22 protein-coding genes and 1 other annotated feature are annotated in these 14620 nt (G+C 49.0%); of the genes, 1 reads left to right on the top strand and 21 read right to left on the bottom strand.

The window, feature by feature from the left end:
• The 15 genes from LSE01S_RS07105 to miaA all read right to left on the bottom strand — a co-directional run bounded on the left by LSE01S_RS07105 (position 1) and on the right by miaA (position 10928).
• Complete coding sequence (locus LSE01S_RS07105; protein WP_061776936.1) at positions 1-852, bottom strand: bifunctional 5,10-methylenetetrahydrofolate dehydrogenase/5,10-methenyltetrahydrofolate cyclohydrolase; 852 nt, start codon at positions 850-852, stop codon at positions 1-3.
• Positions 853-988: 136 nt separating this feature from the next.
• A complete protein-coding gene (nusB, locus tag LSE01S_RS07100) occupies positions 989-1417 on the bottom strand; it encodes a transcription antitermination factor NusB (RefSeq protein ID WP_061776935.1) in 429 nt (142 codons plus the stop codon).
• Positions 1417-1857 carry an Asp23/Gls24 family envelope stress response protein gene (locus LSE01S_RS07095; RefSeq protein ID WP_061776934.1) on the bottom strand — a complete coding sequence of 147 codons (441 nt, stop codon included), beginning with the start codon at positions 1855-1857 and terminating at the stop codon, positions 1417-1419. The genes nusB and LSE01S_RS07095 overlap by 1 nt, the downstream gene beginning before the upstream one ends.
• A 35-nt stretch (positions 1858-1892) precedes the next feature.
• On the bottom strand, positions 1893-2453 hold the full coding sequence (efp, locus tag LSE01S_RS07090; RefSeq protein WP_061776933.1) for an elongation factor P: 561 nt from the start codon (positions 2451-2453) through the stop codon (positions 1893-1895).
• A 76-nt stretch (positions 2454-2529) separates the two neighbouring features.
• A complete protein-coding gene (locus LSE01S_RS07085; protein ID WP_061776932.1) occupies positions 2530-3594 on the bottom strand; it encodes a M24 family metallopeptidase in 1065 nt (354 codons plus the stop codon).
• 130 nt (positions 3595-3724) lie between these two features.
• Positions 3725-4018 carry a 50S ribosomal protein L27 gene (gene rpmA / locus LSE01S_RS07080; RefSeq protein WP_269801535.1) on the bottom strand — a complete coding sequence of 98 codons (294 nt, stop codon included), beginning with the start codon at positions 4016-4018 and terminating at the stop codon, positions 3725-3727.
• 24 nt (positions 4019-4042) lie between these two features.
• Positions 4043-4381: a ribosomal-processing cysteine protease Prp gene (locus tag LSE01S_RS07075; protein ID WP_061776930.1), complete on the bottom strand. Its 339-nt coding sequence runs from the start codon at positions 4379-4381 to the stop codon at positions 4043-4045.
• A gap of 28 nt (positions 4382-4409) precedes the next feature.
• On the bottom strand, positions 4410-4718 hold the full coding sequence (rplU, locus tag LSE01S_RS07070) for a 50S ribosomal protein L21 (protein ID WP_048736202.1): 309 nt from the start codon (positions 4716-4718) through the stop codon (positions 4410-4412).
• Between the two features lie 20 nt (positions 4719-4738).
• Positions 4739-4818, bottom strand: a sequence feature (ribosomal protein L21 leader region).
• A 48-nt stretch (positions 4819-4866) separates the two neighbouring features.
• Positions 4867-5487 (bottom strand): TetR/AcrR family transcriptional regulator, encoded by a 621-nt coding sequence (locus LSE01S_RS07065; RefSeq protein ID WP_235808317.1) that lies wholly within the window; start codon positions 5485-5487, stop codon positions 4867-4869.
• Positions 5488-5551: 64 nt separating this feature from the next.
• Positions 5552-6094: a dUTPase gene (locus LSE01S_RS07060; RefSeq protein WP_061776929.1), complete on the bottom strand. Its 543-nt coding sequence runs from the start codon at positions 6092-6094 to the stop codon at positions 5552-5554.
• A 15-nt stretch (positions 6095-6109) separates the two neighbouring features.
• Entirely contained in the window at positions 6110-7051 is a 942-nt protein-coding gene (locus LSE01S_RS07055) for a hypothetical protein (protein WP_061776928.1), read from the bottom strand.
• Complete coding sequence (locus tag LSE01S_RS07050) at positions 7044-7922, bottom strand: exonuclease SbcC (protein WP_082622362.1); 879 nt, start codon at positions 7920-7922, stop codon at positions 7044-7046. The genes LSE01S_RS07055 and LSE01S_RS07050 overlap by 8 nt, the downstream gene beginning before the upstream one ends.
• 200 nt (positions 7923-8122) lie before the next feature.
• The gene (gene glnA, locus LSE01S_RS07045) at positions 8123-9466 is read right to left on the bottom strand and encodes a type I glutamate--ammonia ligase (protein ID WP_061776926.1); all 1344 of its coding nucleotides are present in this window, start codon (positions 9464-9466) and stop codon (positions 8123-8125) included.
• A gap of 41 nt (positions 9467-9507) precedes the next feature.
• Positions 9508-9891, bottom strand: a complete 384-nt coding sequence (locus LSE01S_RS07040; protein WP_061776925.1) for a MerR family transcriptional regulator — start codon at positions 9889-9891, stop codon at positions 9508-9510.
• Between the two features lie 122 nt (positions 9892-10013).
• Complete coding sequence (gene miaA, locus LSE01S_RS07035) at positions 10014-10928, bottom strand: tRNA (adenosine(37)-N6)-dimethylallyltransferase MiaA (RefSeq protein WP_061776924.1); 915 nt, start codon at positions 10926-10928, stop codon at positions 10014-10016.
• Between the two features lie 176 nt (positions 10929-11104).
• Between miaA and LSE01S_RS10800 the strand changes: the two genes are divergently transcribed.
• Positions 11105-11281: a DUF3042 family protein gene (locus LSE01S_RS10800; RefSeq protein WP_082622363.1), complete on the top strand. Its 177-nt coding sequence runs from the start codon at positions 11105-11107 to the stop codon at positions 11279-11281.
• A gap of 58 nt (positions 11282-11339) precedes the next feature.
• On the opposite strand, the gene LSE01S_RS07030 is transcribed toward LSE01S_RS10800, so the two are convergent.
• The 6 genes from LSE01S_RS07030 to rpmG all read right to left on the bottom strand — a co-directional run bounded on the left by LSE01S_RS07030 (position 11340) and on the right by rpmG (position 14496).
• The gene (locus tag LSE01S_RS07030; RefSeq protein ID WP_061776923.1) at positions 11340-11753 is read right to left on the bottom strand and encodes a rhodanese-like domain-containing protein; all 414 of its coding nucleotides are present in this window, start codon (positions 11751-11753) and stop codon (positions 11340-11342) included.
• Positions 11754-11784: 31 nt separating this feature from the next.
• Positions 11785-12756, bottom strand: coding sequence for an ROK family glucokinase (locus LSE01S_RS07025; RefSeq protein WP_061776922.1), 972 nt, complete (start codon positions 12754-12756; stop codon positions 11785-11787).
• Between the two features lie 4 nt (positions 12757-12760).
• Positions 12761-12991 carry a YqgQ family protein gene (locus LSE01S_RS07020; protein ID WP_061776921.1) on the bottom strand — a complete coding sequence of 77 codons (231 nt, stop codon included), beginning with the start codon at positions 12989-12991 and terminating at the stop codon, positions 12761-12763.
• A 40-nt stretch (positions 12992-13031) separates the two neighbouring features.
• Positions 13032-13640, bottom strand: a complete 609-nt coding sequence (locus LSE01S_RS07015) for a rhomboid family intramembrane serine protease (protein ID WP_420843297.1) — start codon at positions 13638-13640, stop codon at positions 13032-13034.
• Between the two features lie 96 nt (positions 13641-13736).
• On the bottom strand, positions 13737-14288 hold the full coding sequence (locus tag LSE01S_RS07010; protein ID WP_061776920.1) for a 5-formyltetrahydrofolate cyclo-ligase: 552 nt from the start codon (positions 14286-14288) through the stop codon (positions 13737-13739).
• A 58-nt stretch (positions 14289-14346) separates the two neighbouring features.
• Positions 14347-14496 (bottom strand): 50S ribosomal protein L33, encoded by a 150-nt coding sequence (gene rpmG, locus LSE01S_RS10795; protein WP_011667723.1) that lies wholly within the window; start codon positions 14494-14496, stop codon positions 14347-14349.
• Positions 14497-14620 lie beyond the last annotated feature (124 nt).

Raw genomic sequence — 14620 nt, 5'->3', positions numbered from 1 at the left:
TTATTCACTCCACTCGCACAAATCCACAGTCTGTTGCATCAAGGTGGCAATCGTCATGGGACCCACACCACCTGGTACGGGAGAAATAGCACCAACCTTGGCAAACACGCCGTCAAAATCAACATCACCGGTTAGCTTACCATCCTCATCACGATCCATGCCCACGTCGATGACAATAGCGCCGGGTTTCACGTCGGCCGCCTTGATCAGATGGGCAACCCCCGTGGCCACGACCAATACATCGGCCGTCTTGGTAATATCGCTTAGTCTTTCACTGTACTGATGCGTGATCGTCATCGACATATCGGCGTTCAGCAACAAAGCCCCCATTGGCCGACCAACAATCATGCTCCGACCAACGACCACGGCATGCTTGCCTTTTAGAGGAACGTTCAAGGACCTTAACATGGTCATGATTCCCCGCGGCGTGCAGGAGACGGGATAGTTGCCTGGTAAATTAGCAAAGGTCTTCCCGACATTTAGGGGATGAAACCCATCGACGTCCTTAGCGGGATCGATCGCCGCCACAATTCCCCGTTCGTCGAGTCCCGTCGGCAGCGGCGATTGCACCAGAATCCCATGAATCGAGGGATCCTGATTATAATCTTGAACCACCGCCAGTAATTCTGCCTGTGTAATCGTGGCCGGTAACTCGCGAACAATAGACTTAATGCCTAACTGGGTGGCCTTACGATGCTTGTTGCGCACGTAGATGGCACTCGCTGGGTCTTCTCCCACCATGATCACCGCGAGTCCGGGAACGATACCACGTTGACCCAGTTGGGTAACCCGTTCCTTGGTCGCTGCATTCACCTGTTTGGCCAATTGCTTGCCGTCAATAATGGTCGTCATGAAGAATTTCCTCCCAGTTTAAAATTCAAAGTTATCTTTCATTTTAGCATAGTTATTCTGAAAACGGGAACGAGCACCCCGGCATTCTGGCACAAAAAAACCGATGATGGCAAACCATCATCGGTCGTTTAATTCATTAGTCTTGAGGTGCTGACGAGTCGTCCAGCGTATGAGCCAGCACACCGTTGATAAAACGACGTGAACGGTCATCGCTAAAGTTCTTAGCCAGTTCCAGTGCTTCATTGACCGCAACCCGGTCCGGCACATCATCGACATGGTCAATTTCAAAAAAGGCCAGTCGTAAGATCACCAAGTCGGTCTTGGCAATTCGCTTTAACTGCCAACCGGTACTCAGGTACTGTTCGATCTGAGCATCCAGTTCGGTTTGGTTGGTCAAAACACCCGTGACCAACGTGTCTAAGTAAGCCGGTACCGGCACAACCTGCGTCGTGTCGTCCGTTAAGACCCGTTGATACAGAGCGTCATGATCGGCGTCGGGATTCGCATTCAGCGCAAAAAGCATCTGAAAAGCGCGTTCCCGAATCTGGTGTCGTGTAAGTGCCACTATTGATCACTGTCTCCTTCATCGGCTTCGTTGAACAGGTGATCGGGATCAACCTGTTGCGCCGTCTTTTCGGGAATGACGCCTTCCACGTGAACATTGACTTCACGTAAGTCGAGATCGGTCATGAACAATAGTTGCTGCTTCACGCTGTCTTGAATGGCCAAGGCAACCTTAGGTACCGCCACGCCGTAATTCAAGTAGACGTACACGTCAACGGCCAGTTCACCGTCATCAAATACCAGCTTGACACCCTTACCGTGCTGTTCTTTACGACCCAGCAATTCGGTAAAACTGTTGGCAAGTGAGCCACGCATCCGGGCAACCCCATCAGTCTGACTTGCAGCAATACCGACAATGATTTCAAGCACTTGCGGTGCCACTTCAATCTTGCCCAAAGCCGGTTCCTTTGATTCTAAAATGATATTAGTCTCTTCTGCCATTCATTGACCCTCCCTTACTGATTAAAGTTTGAAAACTATGCCCGGGAAATGTAAGTTCCATCGGTCGTGTTAATCGAAAGTTTGTCGCCTTCGTTAACGAAGAATGGTACTTGCACAACTAAGCCAGTGTTCATGGTAGCGGGTTTGGATCCACCGGAAGCGGTGTTCCCCTTGATACCAGGTTCAGTTGCCGTAACTTCTAAGACAACCGTGTTTGGAACTTCAACCCCTAAGATTTCGTTACCAAATTGAACCAAGTCAACGTTCATGTTCTCTTGCAAGTAAGGTAATTGACCCTTGATTTGGTCGTCTGGCACTTCGATTTGTTCGAAGTTGTCAGTATCCATGAAGACCCGGTTATCAGCATCTTCATAAAGGTATTGCATGCTACGAGTCACGATGTCAGCTTTTTCCATCTTGGCCCCGGCACGGAAAGTCTTTTCTTGAACGGCACCCGTCCGTAAGTTCTTAAGCTTTGAACGAACAAAAGCGCCACCCTTACCAGGCTTAACGTGTTGGAATTCAACGATCCGCCAGATTGCGTGATCGACCTCGATAGTTAAACCATTTTTAAAATCAGCAGTTGAAATTGCCATAATGTGTCAGCCTCCTAAAATATGTCCTCTTTATAATATCAATTCTTACCCATAAAAAGCAAGATACCCGGACCGCTTACAGAATAATTAAATTCCGTGGTGTGGTCGTTAAACACTCGTTGCCCGTTTCCGTGACTAACAGGTCATCCTCAATTCGGATGCCCCCCTTGCCAGTGAAATAGACGCCGGGCTCCACCGTAATGACCTCGTTAGCCTGCATCACATCAGGCCAGCCTCGACCAATGTTCGGCCCCTCATGAATATCGACCCCGATGCCATGACCGGTTCCATGAAGAAACGCGGAACCGTAACCACACTCGGTGAGGTAGTCGCGGCCAATCCGGTCCAACTCATCGCCGGTCACGCCCGGCCTAACCGCAGCACGAATCAACTCTTGTGCTTGCTGTACCGCCTGATAGGCTGCCGTCAATTCGCGACCTGGATCACCCAAAGCCACCGTCCGGGTCACGTCTGATGTATAACCATCCACGTAAAAACCGCAGTCGATCGTGACTAGTTCCCCCATTTTGAGTTGCTTATCACTCGCCTGTCCGTGGGGCCAAGCGGAACGCTCCCCACTAGCCACGATGGTACCAAAGCTTGGGCCGGTCGACCCATGGTCTTGCATCCACCGTTCCAACCACTGGGCAGCTCCCCGTTCCGTCATCCCAGGTTTCAGGACAGCCAAGAGGGCTGCTAACCCCTGACTAGTCAACCGAGTTGCCTGCCGAATAGCCATTAGCTCAGTTGCATCCTTAATCTGACGCAACGCACCAACGACCCCCGTCATGGGAACAATGTCCGTCATCAAGTGCTCGTCTAACCACTCGTATTCGACCACAGTTAAACTATCCTCGATCCCAAGAACGGTCGCACCAGCACCCTCTAAGGCGGCATTAACCGCCTGCAGATAGTCCCGAGTGATCGTCTTGGGAACGGTCGGCATCGTTACGGCAAGTTCAGCCTCATAACGGGCATCCGTCACAAAGACGGCCGAATGTGCCAAGACCAACAGGTACCCGTCGCCGGCCTCAACACTCGTTCCGGTCAAATAACGTTGATCACTCGGTGATGAAACCAGGAACGCATCAATGCTCAATGAAGCAAAGGTTGCCTGAAGCTGTTCAATTCGACTCGTCATGAACAACCCCCTTTCTGATAAGCTAACCGAAGCCAGCGTCTCGCACGCTTCATTTTAATGGAAAAAAAGAAGAACTCAAAGCGAATTGGTCTCGCCTCAAGCTCTTCAGTCGTACGAGGAAAACCTCGTGTTATTTAGCTGCTTCTTCTGCAACTGGGTATACGGATACTTGACGCTTGTCACGGCCCAGACGTTCGAATTTAACGACGCCAGCAACCTTAGCAAACAAAGTATCGTCACCACCGCGACCTACATTAAGGCCAGGGTAGATGTGCGTCCCACGTTGACGGTAAAGGATAGAACCACCGGTAACAGTAGAACCATCAGCAGCCTTCGTCCCAAGACGACGACCAGCAGAGTCACGACCGTTAGCAGTAGACCCACCACCTTTATGGTGAGAGAAGAATTGTAAGTTCATGTTCATCAGCATAAGTTTCACCTCCGCAAATTAATCTTTGACTTCTACGAATTTAACAAAATCCGCGTAATTTGTGGCGACATCTCGTAATCCATCCTCAAAACTCTGGAGAAGTGTTTGTCCCTTAAGTTCAGCCGTTGCCCCCAGCTCTGGTGGTAAGCGGACTTCCAGAAAGCCGCCTGCCTGATCGCGGTTCTCGACTTCAACTGGAATCTGAGCGATTCGTTGTAAGCCGTTCACCGTACTAATCGCGAGCACCGAAACTGCGGCACAAACAATGTCTTGACCATACTCACCTGAGTCAGCGTGGCCAGTGATTTGGAATGAATTGATTCGGTTAGTTCCATGATGGAACGTCGCATGAATCATCGGGATCGCCTCTCTTAATCTTTAGGCTTTAAGCGTTGATCGCATCAACGACAACCTTGGTGTATGGTTGACGGTGACCCTTCTTCGTATGTTGGCCCTTCTTGGCCTTGTACTTGAAAGTAACAACCTTCTTTTCCAGACCCTGCTTTTCAACAGTCCCGGTAACAGTTGCTCCTGCGACAGTTGGCGTCCCAATCTTAGGCTTGTCACCACCAACAAAGACAACTTGGTCAAAAGTAACCTTTTCACCAGCTTCAACGTTCAACTTTTCGACGTAAACAGCTTGGCCTGCTTCGACCTTGTACTGCTTGCCGCCAGTTACGATAATTGCGTACATGTATGTGCACCTCCTTGTATATTTAGACTTAGACTCGCCGAAGATAAGTGCTCCGCAAGGCGGAAAACTTAAGACTTATTCCGAGCGGTTGCAGCTGTGGAAGTCCACAAATACAACATGAAAATTATACCTGAACCAATAACCCGAGTCAAGACTTTTCTGAAATCGAGTCGACATCCAGTCCTACCAAAGAAAACCACCCCGCCAAGGGCCGTAGCTCAGGCGAAATCATCTGCCGAAAGGCCCGTGCCAAAAACTCTGGTCGGTACCGTAGATCGTCGTCCAACCATTGCTGAACCAGACCAAGAAAGGCCGTGACAAGGAACGTCACCTGAATATCCTTGGGAGGCAGGTTAGCCAGTTGTGGCGTCAACTGCCGCGAATAACCCATCAGTTCATGTTCAAAGCGTTCCCGTAAATGGGGTCGGAATCGGCCAAAATCCGGTCCTAACAGGACGGACACGATGTGCCGATGGCTCTCAATGTAGCGCAAAGCCGGTGCCAAGGCAAACCCCGCGACGGGTTCGCCATTCGGGGCTAACGTCACCTTGGCCGCGGTAAACCATTCGTTAACCACCTGATCCTCGGTTTGCGTCAAGAAGTCCGCCTTGTCTTTGTAATGAAGGTAGAACGTTCCCCGGGTAAGCTGCGCCGACTGGGTTAACTTCTGGACTGAGATTTGTTTTAAGGACTGTTCCTGCAAGAGTTGATGTAAGGCCTGACGAAGACGCTCGTTTGTCCGGACCACCCGTGGATCAATCATTTCCATCACCGAACTCCCCCTTTGAGTGGACAAAAAGCTAGCCCGTAAGCACGAACTAGCCTGCCTGTTGCTAATAGTTATTTGCTTGGCGGTCGAGGTTCACCTGTCGCTTGGCTTCGTAAGCCGCCTGAATCTCATCTTGACTGAAACCAAAATCGACAAAGCCCCACTTCAGGAACAATCGCCAAGCGTGTCGGAAGTCCTCTTGACGATGGGAGAAATGGCTATTGAAGACCATCCGTTTCAGAATTAAATACTGTTGGTCGGGATCCTTTGCTGGCTGGCTCGTTGCCAAAGCCTGCAAATCTTCTTCTTTTAACATAATCAGTTGCGTCCAAACCTTCTTGGCCGCAACTAGGAAGAAGAAATCCATGGCATCCGTGTATTCCGTCAGTAACGTCTCTCTTGCGGTGAAGCCGTCATCGGCCTTCCCACGATGAGTCTTCCAGACCTTAAACCACTCCGAGGTGTTGGCCACTTCGGCTAACTCCACGTCTAATGCGACATAGGCATTCTCAATCTGCCGATGACGCGGCAGCTCAATGTCTCGTTCGGTCGTGATCTGATTGTCTAATGCAATCGACTGTTGGACTAATTTTGCTAACTCTAACACGACGTCAATCCCTCTCTAATCAAAGACCAATGGGTCCGACTTAACTTCCAGATCCGTCAAATTTTCTAAGTACCAGTCGCGAATAAATGGGTACTTAATCAGCACGTCAAACCAGGAAACCTTCTGCTCATTGTCATGAACCGTCAGGACCCATTCTGGTTGACCTTCCAACTGATTATTGAAGATGTCAACGACGACATCCCCATCCAAGGCGATCTCCGCCCCATTACCATTAACCCCGTTGGTCAACATGTAATCGTTTTGGGCCGCGACCACGAAGAGACGGTCAACGATGCCGGCTGGCAAGTCGGCGGCTCGCACGGCGTAGTTTTGACGATTAGCAGCATCCAAAATGTTAAAGTCCACGGAGTAACCGTAGTCTTCCTTGAGGAACCGGGCAAAATCAACCAAGATTTGCACCGATGTCTTCACCGTTTCGGCGGGGACCGTGTCATGCAGATCAATGATAAATAACTGGGTCAGTGCGTGGCTACTAAACCGGAACATCTTACGTTCCAAATTCAGGTAGAACAGAGCTTGTCCCGTGGCACGTTCACGATAGAAAACCCCACCATTTTCGGACGTTTCGATCCGAAAGTTAAAGGTCCCACGATCTCCCAGCGGCGTTAGCTGTTGGGTTAACTCTTCTTTGTGATCCCGTGATTGTAAAATCACGTTATTCCCTTGATCGTGCAGTTCCAACATCCGTGACATAAATAATAAGTAGTAATCGGCATTGCTATATTGATGTGGGAAGGTCACAAAGTCGGAGTCCAATTGAAAACTGGCCAGTTGTGTGGCTGCGGCCACCAATTCATCCGTATCGGTGGTCTTAATCAGTTGGTCCATGAGCTTGGTAAACGTAATCCCAGTTTCCAAGCCCGCTTTGATGGCTTCATTGTAATTTAACAACCGGCCACTGGTTGTCAGGGTCGACGGATCATTCTCATTAATCATCGACAGTCACCCCGCCTTCACTCTTACCCAGCAAGCTGTTTAAATAGTCAGCGTATAGGCTAGCATTGTGAGATTCGAAATGTTCAAAGTCATCGAAGGCATCGCGGATGCTTTGCTTTTCATAATTCAGAATCGTGTCTTCCTTGGACAGAACCAAGATCTGATCATCGTTTTCCTTGATCGCCTTGTGGGCGTCCAAAGCCTTTTCATCTTCATCGGCCAACTTTGTTAGCTGATCAATGATATTTTGCCGTTCGTCTTTCACCTTACCGGATTCCCAAGGCATGCTGCTCCGGCCACTGTTTTCCTTAAGCTGGTCGCGCAACGTGGCCTTTTCGGTGTCACGCTTGGCTTGGTCGTCAACCAACTGTTGTAGCCGTTCGCTATTGGCGGAAATTTGTTCAATTTTAGCGGTATTTAAGCGTTGATTCTGGCTTTCTAAGGCAAAGGAATCCCGTAGCTTCTGGTATTCGGCTTGATCGAATTCGAACTTCACATTGACAACGTCCAGGTCGCCGAATAGCCGCCGGTCCCACCAATTACCAAAATAGATGTGGAAGAGTCCGGTCGTATATTCTTCATAATAGAAAAATGGATAAATATGCCCTAAATAATCAATCAAGTTATCACTTAAGTAGTGACTGATTTGGGGATGAATGTTATCGACTAATTCTGCTAAATGATTCACGGTCCGCGTCGTCCGCGTCTTCTTAACTTCCTGGAAGTAACGAACTTGGTCTAAGAGTTCATACACCTTACGGTCGTCACCGTGCTGAACAGCGGCCTGTAAAGTACTTAAATAATCGAGTTTGTTGGCGATTGCCTGCGTCAAAATATCGGCGGCACTTGCTGTTTGTTCTTGGTTTTCCATGGCTTTTATCCCTCGTTTGAACATCCCCGGTGAACCCAGAGACATTAGGTTATACGTTCATGTTACCAAAAATCTGCTGAGAAAAAAGCCCTTTGCATAAAAATTACATTAATTTCGTCATTTTTTATTCATAATTGAAAAAAGATGCCAGCCAAGGGGAGCCCCTTCACTGACATCTCGATTAATTATTCATTATTTGCTTAATATAATGGTAAATATGTGTCGCGTTCCCATTCAGAAACTTGGGTCCGGTAAGAATCGTATTCCAGATTCTTGGCTTCGATAAAGTTCTTGCAGAGCCGTTCGCCCATGGCTTTACGAATTACGTCGTCACCGGCAAGATCCTTCAATGCATTGTGTAAGGAATCTGGCAAGTTCGTAATGTGGTTTTCCTTTCGTTCATCGGTATCCATCCGGTAGATGTTCCGGTCAACGGCGTTTTCTGGCTTAATCTTGTTCTTCAAGCCATCCAAACCGGATTCCAGCACCGCAGCAATCGTCAGATATGGGTTGGCTGCGGGGTCAACGCTCCGTAATTCCAGCCGCGTTCCCACGCCACGAGAGTTAGGTACCCGAACGAGTGGTGAACGGTTAGAACTGGACCAAGCGACGTAAACTGGTGCTTCGTAGCCGGGAACCAACCGCTTGTAACTGTTTACGATTGGGTTACAGATCGCGGTGTAGCTCCGGGCATGCTTCAACAGGCCGCCCAAGAAGTAGTACGCATCTTGAGAGAGCTCACGGTCGCCATCCTTATCATAAAAGGCGTTGCCTTGGTCATGGAAGAGGGACATGTTAATGTGCATCCCCGAACCGTTAATCCCATACAAAGGTTTTGGCATGAAGGTTGCGTACAGACCATGCTTACGAGCAACGGACTTCACAACCAACTTGAACGTTTGAATGTTGTCGGCAGCGGCTAAGGCATCTGCATATTTAAAGTCAATTTCATGTTGACCAGGGGCCTCTTCATGATGGGCGGCTTCGACTTCAAAGCCCATTTCTTCAAGAGTCAACACAATATCGCGCCGACAGTTTTCACCCAAATCCATTGGGGCCATATCGAAGTAACTCCCCTTGTCATTCAGGTCAGTCGTTGGGTTCCCCTTATCGTCCAACTTGAACAGGAAGAATTCTGGTTCTGGTCCGATGTTGAAGTCGGTGAAACCGGCCTTGCGCATATCATCAAGAACGCGAATCAGGTTATTCCGTGGGTCGCCAGCAAATGGCTTGCCATCGGTCGTATGAACTTCACAAATAACCCGCGCAATCTTACCCTTGTTATCGGCGCTCCATGGGAAAATCATCCACGTGGAAAGGTCGGGGTATAAGTACATATCGCTTTCTTCAATCCGGACAAAGCCGTCGATTGACGACCCGTCGAACATAATTTTATTGTCGAGCAATTCTTCAAGCTGGTTGATTGGAACCTCAACGTTCTTGATGGTTCCAAATAAATCCGTAAACATTAACCGTAAGAATTGGACATTTTCGTCCTTTGCAATTTGACGAATGTCATCTTTACTGTATGTTGCCTTTGCCATTAAAAATCGCTCCCTGTCAATTATCTTCTGAGTTGCCAAGGTTATAGAGGGCGTTGTTGTATGCCAGGTCGGGTCTGCCCTAATCGCCCTTGCCGAAGAAATTCATCCTGCATGATTCGCCGAACGTCATCATCGGTCAACGGGTGCTCTTGGTTTTCCTGTTTCGCTTGCGCTGCACTAGCTTGTTGCTCATAGATCGCCTTAATACCAGCAATATTGACACCCTCAGCCAAGTAATCCCGAATTTCCAGTAGCCGATCGATGTCATTCAGTGAATACATCCGGCGGTTTCCTTCATTACGTTCGGGTTGAATCAGTTGTTGGGCTTCATAATAGCGGATTTGCCGTGCGGTCAGGTCCGTTAACTTCATAACCGTACCAATTGGCAAAACAGCCAGTGAGCGACGCAATTCTTTCTCCTTCATGCAAGTGGCCTCCTAAACCATGTCGTTATCATACCACCCTGAAAAGTGGTGTCAATAACAAATGTTAGAAAATATGACATCAGTCTTTAATTTTTCCTTAATCAACCCGTTTTTACGGCGGTTTACGATAACCACGCGGTTATTTCATGTTCGATCTTCTGACGTTCCTCGGGATGCTGGACTAAATCGAACCATTCAGCTGTCGTTTGGTTCCGAAACCAGGTCAATTGACGTTTCGCATAGTGCCGAGAATCTTGCTTGATTTGGTCCACCGCCGCCGGAATTTTAGCCGGTTGGTCGAGGACAGGCAACAGCTCACGATAACCTATACCAGTTGCCGGTGGCAAGGCCGTCCCGCCCTGTTCTTGCAACCAACGAACCTCGTCTAAAAGTCCCGCTTGCATCATCAAATCCACCCGTTGGTTGATCCGTTGATAAAGTAGCGCTCGATCCGTGTTCAGGGCCAGGTAACGTTCATCATACTGGGGCCCCTGGTTATCCTGATGGGAGAACAGCTGACCGGTGACCTCAATGACCTCTAAGGCCCGGACAGTCCGCCGCACGTTGGTCACTGGTATCTTGGCGGCCGCTACCGGGTCTAGGGCTTGCAGTCGTTTCCAAAGGGCCTGACGGCTATTCTGCCGGGCCTCTGCCTGCAGCCGCTCACGAACGGCCGGATCGCCTGGTGCGTCGGCCCCTAATTTCAAGCCGTCGAAGAGCGCCTGAAGGTAAAAACCCGTACCACCGGCAATGATGGGGAGATGTCCCCGCCGGTGGATCGCCGCAATTAATTTCTGAGCTGCCGTCACGAACTGGGCAACTGTGAACTGTTCGGTCACGTCCCGCACATCCACCAAATGGTGCACAGCCTGCGCCTGTTCCACCGGTGTGGCCTTCGCGGTGCCAATGTCTAGGTGCCGATAAACCTGCATCGAATCTCCAGAAATAATCTCACCATCAAACTGCTGGGCTAATGATATTGCTAACGCCGTTTTCCCGACTGCGGTTGGCCCAACGATGGCCAATACTTTCTGCATGGTGCCTAACACTCCCTTCAGTGTCACAATTCTTTACTAATAAGATTACCACACCTACCAAATTCCTGGGTCCTGCATCATTTCAGCGACAGGAAAAATACTGGTAATTTTCAGCCGAAACCAGCATAATACAGTTAAACAAACCAAATTTATAATAATGATGGGAGTCGAGTGTTATGAAGTCATTCTCCAAAGGATTCTTTTTCGGTGTCGTTGCTACTGCCAGTGCAGTTGCCGGTGCAGTCTTTTCTTTCAAGAAGACGGTCGTTCAACCAATCGAAGACCAAGAAGCACGGTTTGAAGAAAACCGGAAGCGAGCCAATCGTAAGAGTCACGCCGCACATAACGGCTAAACCCACAAAAAAGGCAGTGGAATTTTATTCCACTGCCTTTTCATCTGGCCATTTGCATTTAAAACTTGGCCTTCTTGGTCTTACCTTCCCAACGAACAAACCCCTTTTTGAGGATTGAAATGTCATTGAAGCCTTCCTTGCTCAGGATGAAGGCTGCCCGAGTGCTCAGGGCTTTGCCTTGATCATACAGGTAGACGGGCAAGTCCGAACGTAACCCACTGTGACTCGCCTTGAAAGTAGAGTAAGGCATGTTCCGAGCACCTAAAATGTGCCCAGCATCAAAGTCCTTCTTCTCTCGTAGGTCAACCACTTGAGCCGTCCGAATGCCCTCCTGGAAGTCCTTTTGGTCAAGCAAGGTTGCAACCTTGTTCCGCCGGATGATGGTGATCAAAGACCACAGTCCCCATGCGACCAATAAAATAATTAAAACGATACTGTACACCAGTCCGCCTGAGATTTCGCCAATTACCAAAACTAAATCGTCCTTCCTAAACCACTAAATTCTAATTGCTTTTTTGAAAACGTAGTGCCAATGAGGCGGCACCAATCACACCAGCGTCGTTTCCTAGCTGGGCCAACTTAAGCTTCGTTGAGTCACGAACAGCTGGGAAGGCATTTTCTTGGAAATAACGGGTTGTTGGTTGCAGCAACGTGTTCCCGGCATTCGACACTCCCCCACCAATAATGATGTTCGCTGGATTCAAAATGTTGGCGACATTGGCTAAGGCCAGCCCAAGGTAGAAGGTTACCCGATCCACCACTTGATTAGCTAAAATATCCCCATTGTCGGCCAAGTAGAAGACCATCTTAGAAGTGACACTCTCGCGATTATCTTCCATTTCCTTCAACCGAGAAGTTCCCATGAAGTCCTTAGCCATGTCGGCTGCTACGTGAACAACCCCCGTAGCTGACGCGTATTGCTCCAAGCAACCCCGCTTACCACAGGTACACAGGTATCCATTGGGCTGAACGGTGACGTGTCCCAGTTCGCCAGCACCACCGTTGATCCCGTGGAGCAGGTGACCACCAGCGATCACCCCGCCACCGACACCGGTCCCGAGCGTGACGAACACCACATCATCGTCCTTTTCACCGGCACCCTTCCAGTATTCACCCAACGCCGCAACGTTCGCGTCGTTATCCAGAATAAACTGTAAGCCAATGCCATTTTGGATCTGGTCACGAACCTGTTGCCGTTTCTTCCAGTTCAAATTGAAGGCACCGATTACGGTCCCATTTTCAATATCAACGGAACCTGGCGTTCCCATCCCAATTCCTAAGAAATTGCTCTTACTAAACTCAGAATTAATAATGTGTGAACGAATCGAATCAACGATGTTGGGCACGATGTGTTGCCCCTCGTCGCTAATGTCCGTGGGAATACTCCACTTGGTTAAAACTTCACCGTTAGTGGAAAGAAACGCCATCTTCGTGGTTGTTCCGCCTAAGTCAATTCCAATCAAATTCCGTGCCATAACGCTAGATCCCTCCAATGGATTGGTGTTTACGTTTTGCTTTCTCTTCTTCTAACCGATGTTCGTGGGTTAACACCAGCTTTGCCTGAATAAATGTTGTATTGTCAACAACTCGTGCTTGATGTAAGTGGTCCAATTCCAATGCCATGACTTCGATATCCCACATCCGGCGTCCCACGTAGACGTAGATATCATATTTTTTTAATAATTGCTGAACATCATATAACGTTTTCATTGTGCCACAACCTCTCTAAAAATGCACGTTCCGCTGGCCTTTACGCCGCCATTCCTTGCAGGTAAAGAAAGATTAAACCACCAACTAAAACCACGGTGGCAATCACGCGTTTGACCATGCTAACCTTTCCAATACGAGGAACACCAACTGTATACGCTATCAAAAATCCGGCGACTAGGCCCCCAAGATGTCCCGCCATATCAATTCCCGGCGTGAAGACATCAAAGGCAATGTTCATGACCACAAAGGCCAGGAAAGTCCGGGCCAACTGCCGAATCACGGGATTCTGCCAGAACGATTCCCCCAACATGAGGAACGCCCCAAACAGGCCAAAAATGGCTGTGCTGGCTCCTGCTGACAAGCTATCGGAGAAACAAAAACTGGCAACGTTCCCACCAATTCCTGCCACTAAGAACATGATCAGGAATCGCGTATGACCAAATGCCGCCTCGATTTGCATCCCAACAAAGTAGAGCGTAATCATATTCATTAAAATATGAGTAAAACCAATATGGAGAAAAATAGGGGTGACAAGTCGCCACCATTCTCCTTGTTGAACCAAGGCATTGACCTTAGCGCCAAAGGTTATGAGCACATTAATGTTCGTACTCCCGCCGGCCAAGGTCATTGCCCCATAGACTATCACCATTAGCGCAATTAAGCTAATTGTCACGAATGGTTGTTGGTCCAAGCGGTTCAGTCGTCGCTTCCACTGAGTCACCGCTAGGCCCCCTTTCTTCTTGTTCTACTTTACCCTAGCGGCCAGTACTGCGTCCAGTAAAACGTCAAACGACTCCACTGGCCACAAAGGCTGTGCGGCCTGTTGTGCTGGCATGGCCAAGGCAACCTTGGTCGCGGTGGTCTTGGGCAGATAGCGGTCATAATAGCCGCCACCAAAGCCTAACCGTTCCCTGGTTGCCGCAAACATCAGTCCGGGAACCAAAATCAAGTCAAACTCTTCGGGGGCAATCACCCGACCATCAGTGGGCTCTAATAGGCCAAATTTAGTCCGTTCTAGGTGAGTTCGATCATCTAGAACATGGAAGGCCATCTGACGCTTAGGCAGCGTCTCAGGGACAGCCACGGTCTTGCCTTCGGCATGGGCCCGGTCGATGATCGGCTTCGTCGGCAGTTCAAACCCACCGCTGATCGTGGTGGCAATGGTGACGGCCGACTTCCAGGCCTGAGTATCCCAGAGCTGTTGATACAGGTCTGCGGCCGCTCGTAGTCGTTCATCGGCAGTCATTCCATTCAGCGCCTGAATCGTTTGTTGGCGAAGTGCTGCTTTAGTTGTCATGATTTACCCCCTCGATAGAAAAATTCAATAAAAAAAGGTGCGGACTCTCGCCCGTACCTTACTTAGTTTCGCGATGCAAAGTTACTTTCCGGTCACGTGGGCAGTATTTCTTAAATTCAACCCGGTCCGGGTTATTACGCCGGTTCTTGCTGGATAAGTAATTGCGTTCGTGGCATTCTGTACATTCTAAAGTGATGTGTACACGCATTGTGGGTAACCTCCCAACTTATTCAAAATTACAGGCTAGAGCCCTTAACTCGTAATATATTACCATTAATCAGTACTAATTACCAGTCATAATCCTAAATATGTTAAGGAAAAATACTTAACAG

It is taken from the genome of Levilactobacillus senmaizukei DSM 21775 = NBRC 103853 (genome assembly GCF_001592085.1).
GTDB classification, from domain to species: domain Bacteria; phylum Bacillota; class Bacilli; order Lactobacillales; family Lactobacillaceae; genus Levilactobacillus; species Levilactobacillus senmaizukei.
This window is presented reverse-complemented; position numbering and strand designations above follow the sequence as displayed.

What these genes read in the sequence shown, in the direction of transcription:
- LSE01S_RS07105 (WP_061776936.1), bottom strand. Translation starts at nt 852, where the DNA reads ATGACGACCATTATTGACGGCAAGCAATTGGCCAAACAGGTGAATGCA.
- LSE01S_RS07095 (WP_061776934.1), bottom strand. Translation starts at nt 1,857, where the DNA reads ATGGCAGAAGAGACTAATATCATTTTAGAATCAAAGGAACCGGCTTTG.
- efp (WP_061776933.1), bottom strand. Translation starts at nt 2,453, where the DNA reads ATGGCAATTTCAACTGCTGATTTTAAAAATGGTTTAACTATCGAGGTC.
- LSE01S_RS07085 (WP_061776932.1), bottom strand. Translation starts at nt 3,594, where the DNA reads ATGACGAGTCGAATTGAACAGCTTCAGGCAACCTTTGCTTCATTGAGC.
- rpmA (WP_269801535.1), bottom strand. Translation starts at nt 4,018, where the DNA reads ATGAACATGAACTTACAATTCTTCTCTCACCATAAAGGTGGTGGGTCT.
- LSE01S_RS07075 (WP_061776930.1), bottom strand. Translation starts at nt 4,381, where the DNA reads ATGATTCATGCGACGTTCCATCATGGAACTAACCGAATCAATTCATTC.
- rplU (WP_048736202.1), bottom strand. Translation starts at nt 4,718, where the DNA reads ATGTACGCAATTATCGTAACTGGCGGCAAGCAGTACAAGGTCGAAGCA.
- LSE01S_RS07065 (WP_235808317.1), bottom strand. Translation starts at nt 5,487, where the DNA reads ATGGAAATGATTGATCCACGGGTGGTCCGGACAAACGAGCGTCTTCGT.
- LSE01S_RS07055 (WP_061776928.1), bottom strand. Translation starts at nt 7,051, where the DNA reads ATGATTAATGAGAATGATCCGTCGACCCTGACAACCAGTGGCCGGTTG.
- LSE01S_RS07050 (WP_082622362.1), bottom strand. Translation starts at nt 7,922, where the DNA reads ATGGAAAACCAAGAACAAACAGCAAGTGCCGCCGATATTTTGACGCAG.
- glnA (WP_061776926.1), bottom strand. Translation starts at nt 9,466, where the DNA reads ATGGCAAAGGCAACATACAGTAAAGATGACATTCGTCAAATTGCAAAG.
- LSE01S_RS07040 (WP_061776925.1), bottom strand. Translation starts at nt 9,891, where the DNA reads ATGAAGGAGAAAGAATTGCGTCGCTCACTGGCTGTTTTGCCAATTGGT.
- miaA (WP_061776924.1), bottom strand. Translation starts at nt 10,928, where the DNA reads ATGCAGAAAGTATTGGCCATCGTTGGGCCAACCGCAGTCGGGAAAACG.
- LSE01S_RS10800 (WP_082622363.1), top strand. Translation starts at nt 11,105, where the DNA reads ATGAAGTCATTCTCCAAAGGATTCTTTTTCGGTGTCGTTGCTACTGCC.
- LSE01S_RS07025 (WP_061776922.1), bottom strand. Translation starts at nt 12,756, where the DNA reads ATGGCACGGAATTTGATTGGAATTGACTTAGGCGGAACAACCACGAAG.
- LSE01S_RS07020 (WP_061776921.1), bottom strand. Translation starts at nt 12,991, where the DNA reads ATGAAAACGTTATATGATGTTCAGCAATTATTAAAAAAATATGATATC.
- LSE01S_RS07015 (WP_420843297.1), bottom strand. Translation starts at nt 13,640, where the DNA reads ATGGTGATAGTCTATGGGGCAATGACCTTGGCCGGCGGGAGTACGAAC.
- LSE01S_RS07010 (WP_061776920.1), bottom strand. Translation starts at nt 14,288, where the DNA reads ATGACAACTAAAGCAGCACTTCGCCAACAAACGATTCAGGCGCTGAAT.
- rpmG (WP_011667723.1), bottom strand. Translation starts at nt 14,496, where the DNA reads ATGCGTGTACACATCACTTTAGAATGTACAGAATGCCACGAACGCAAT.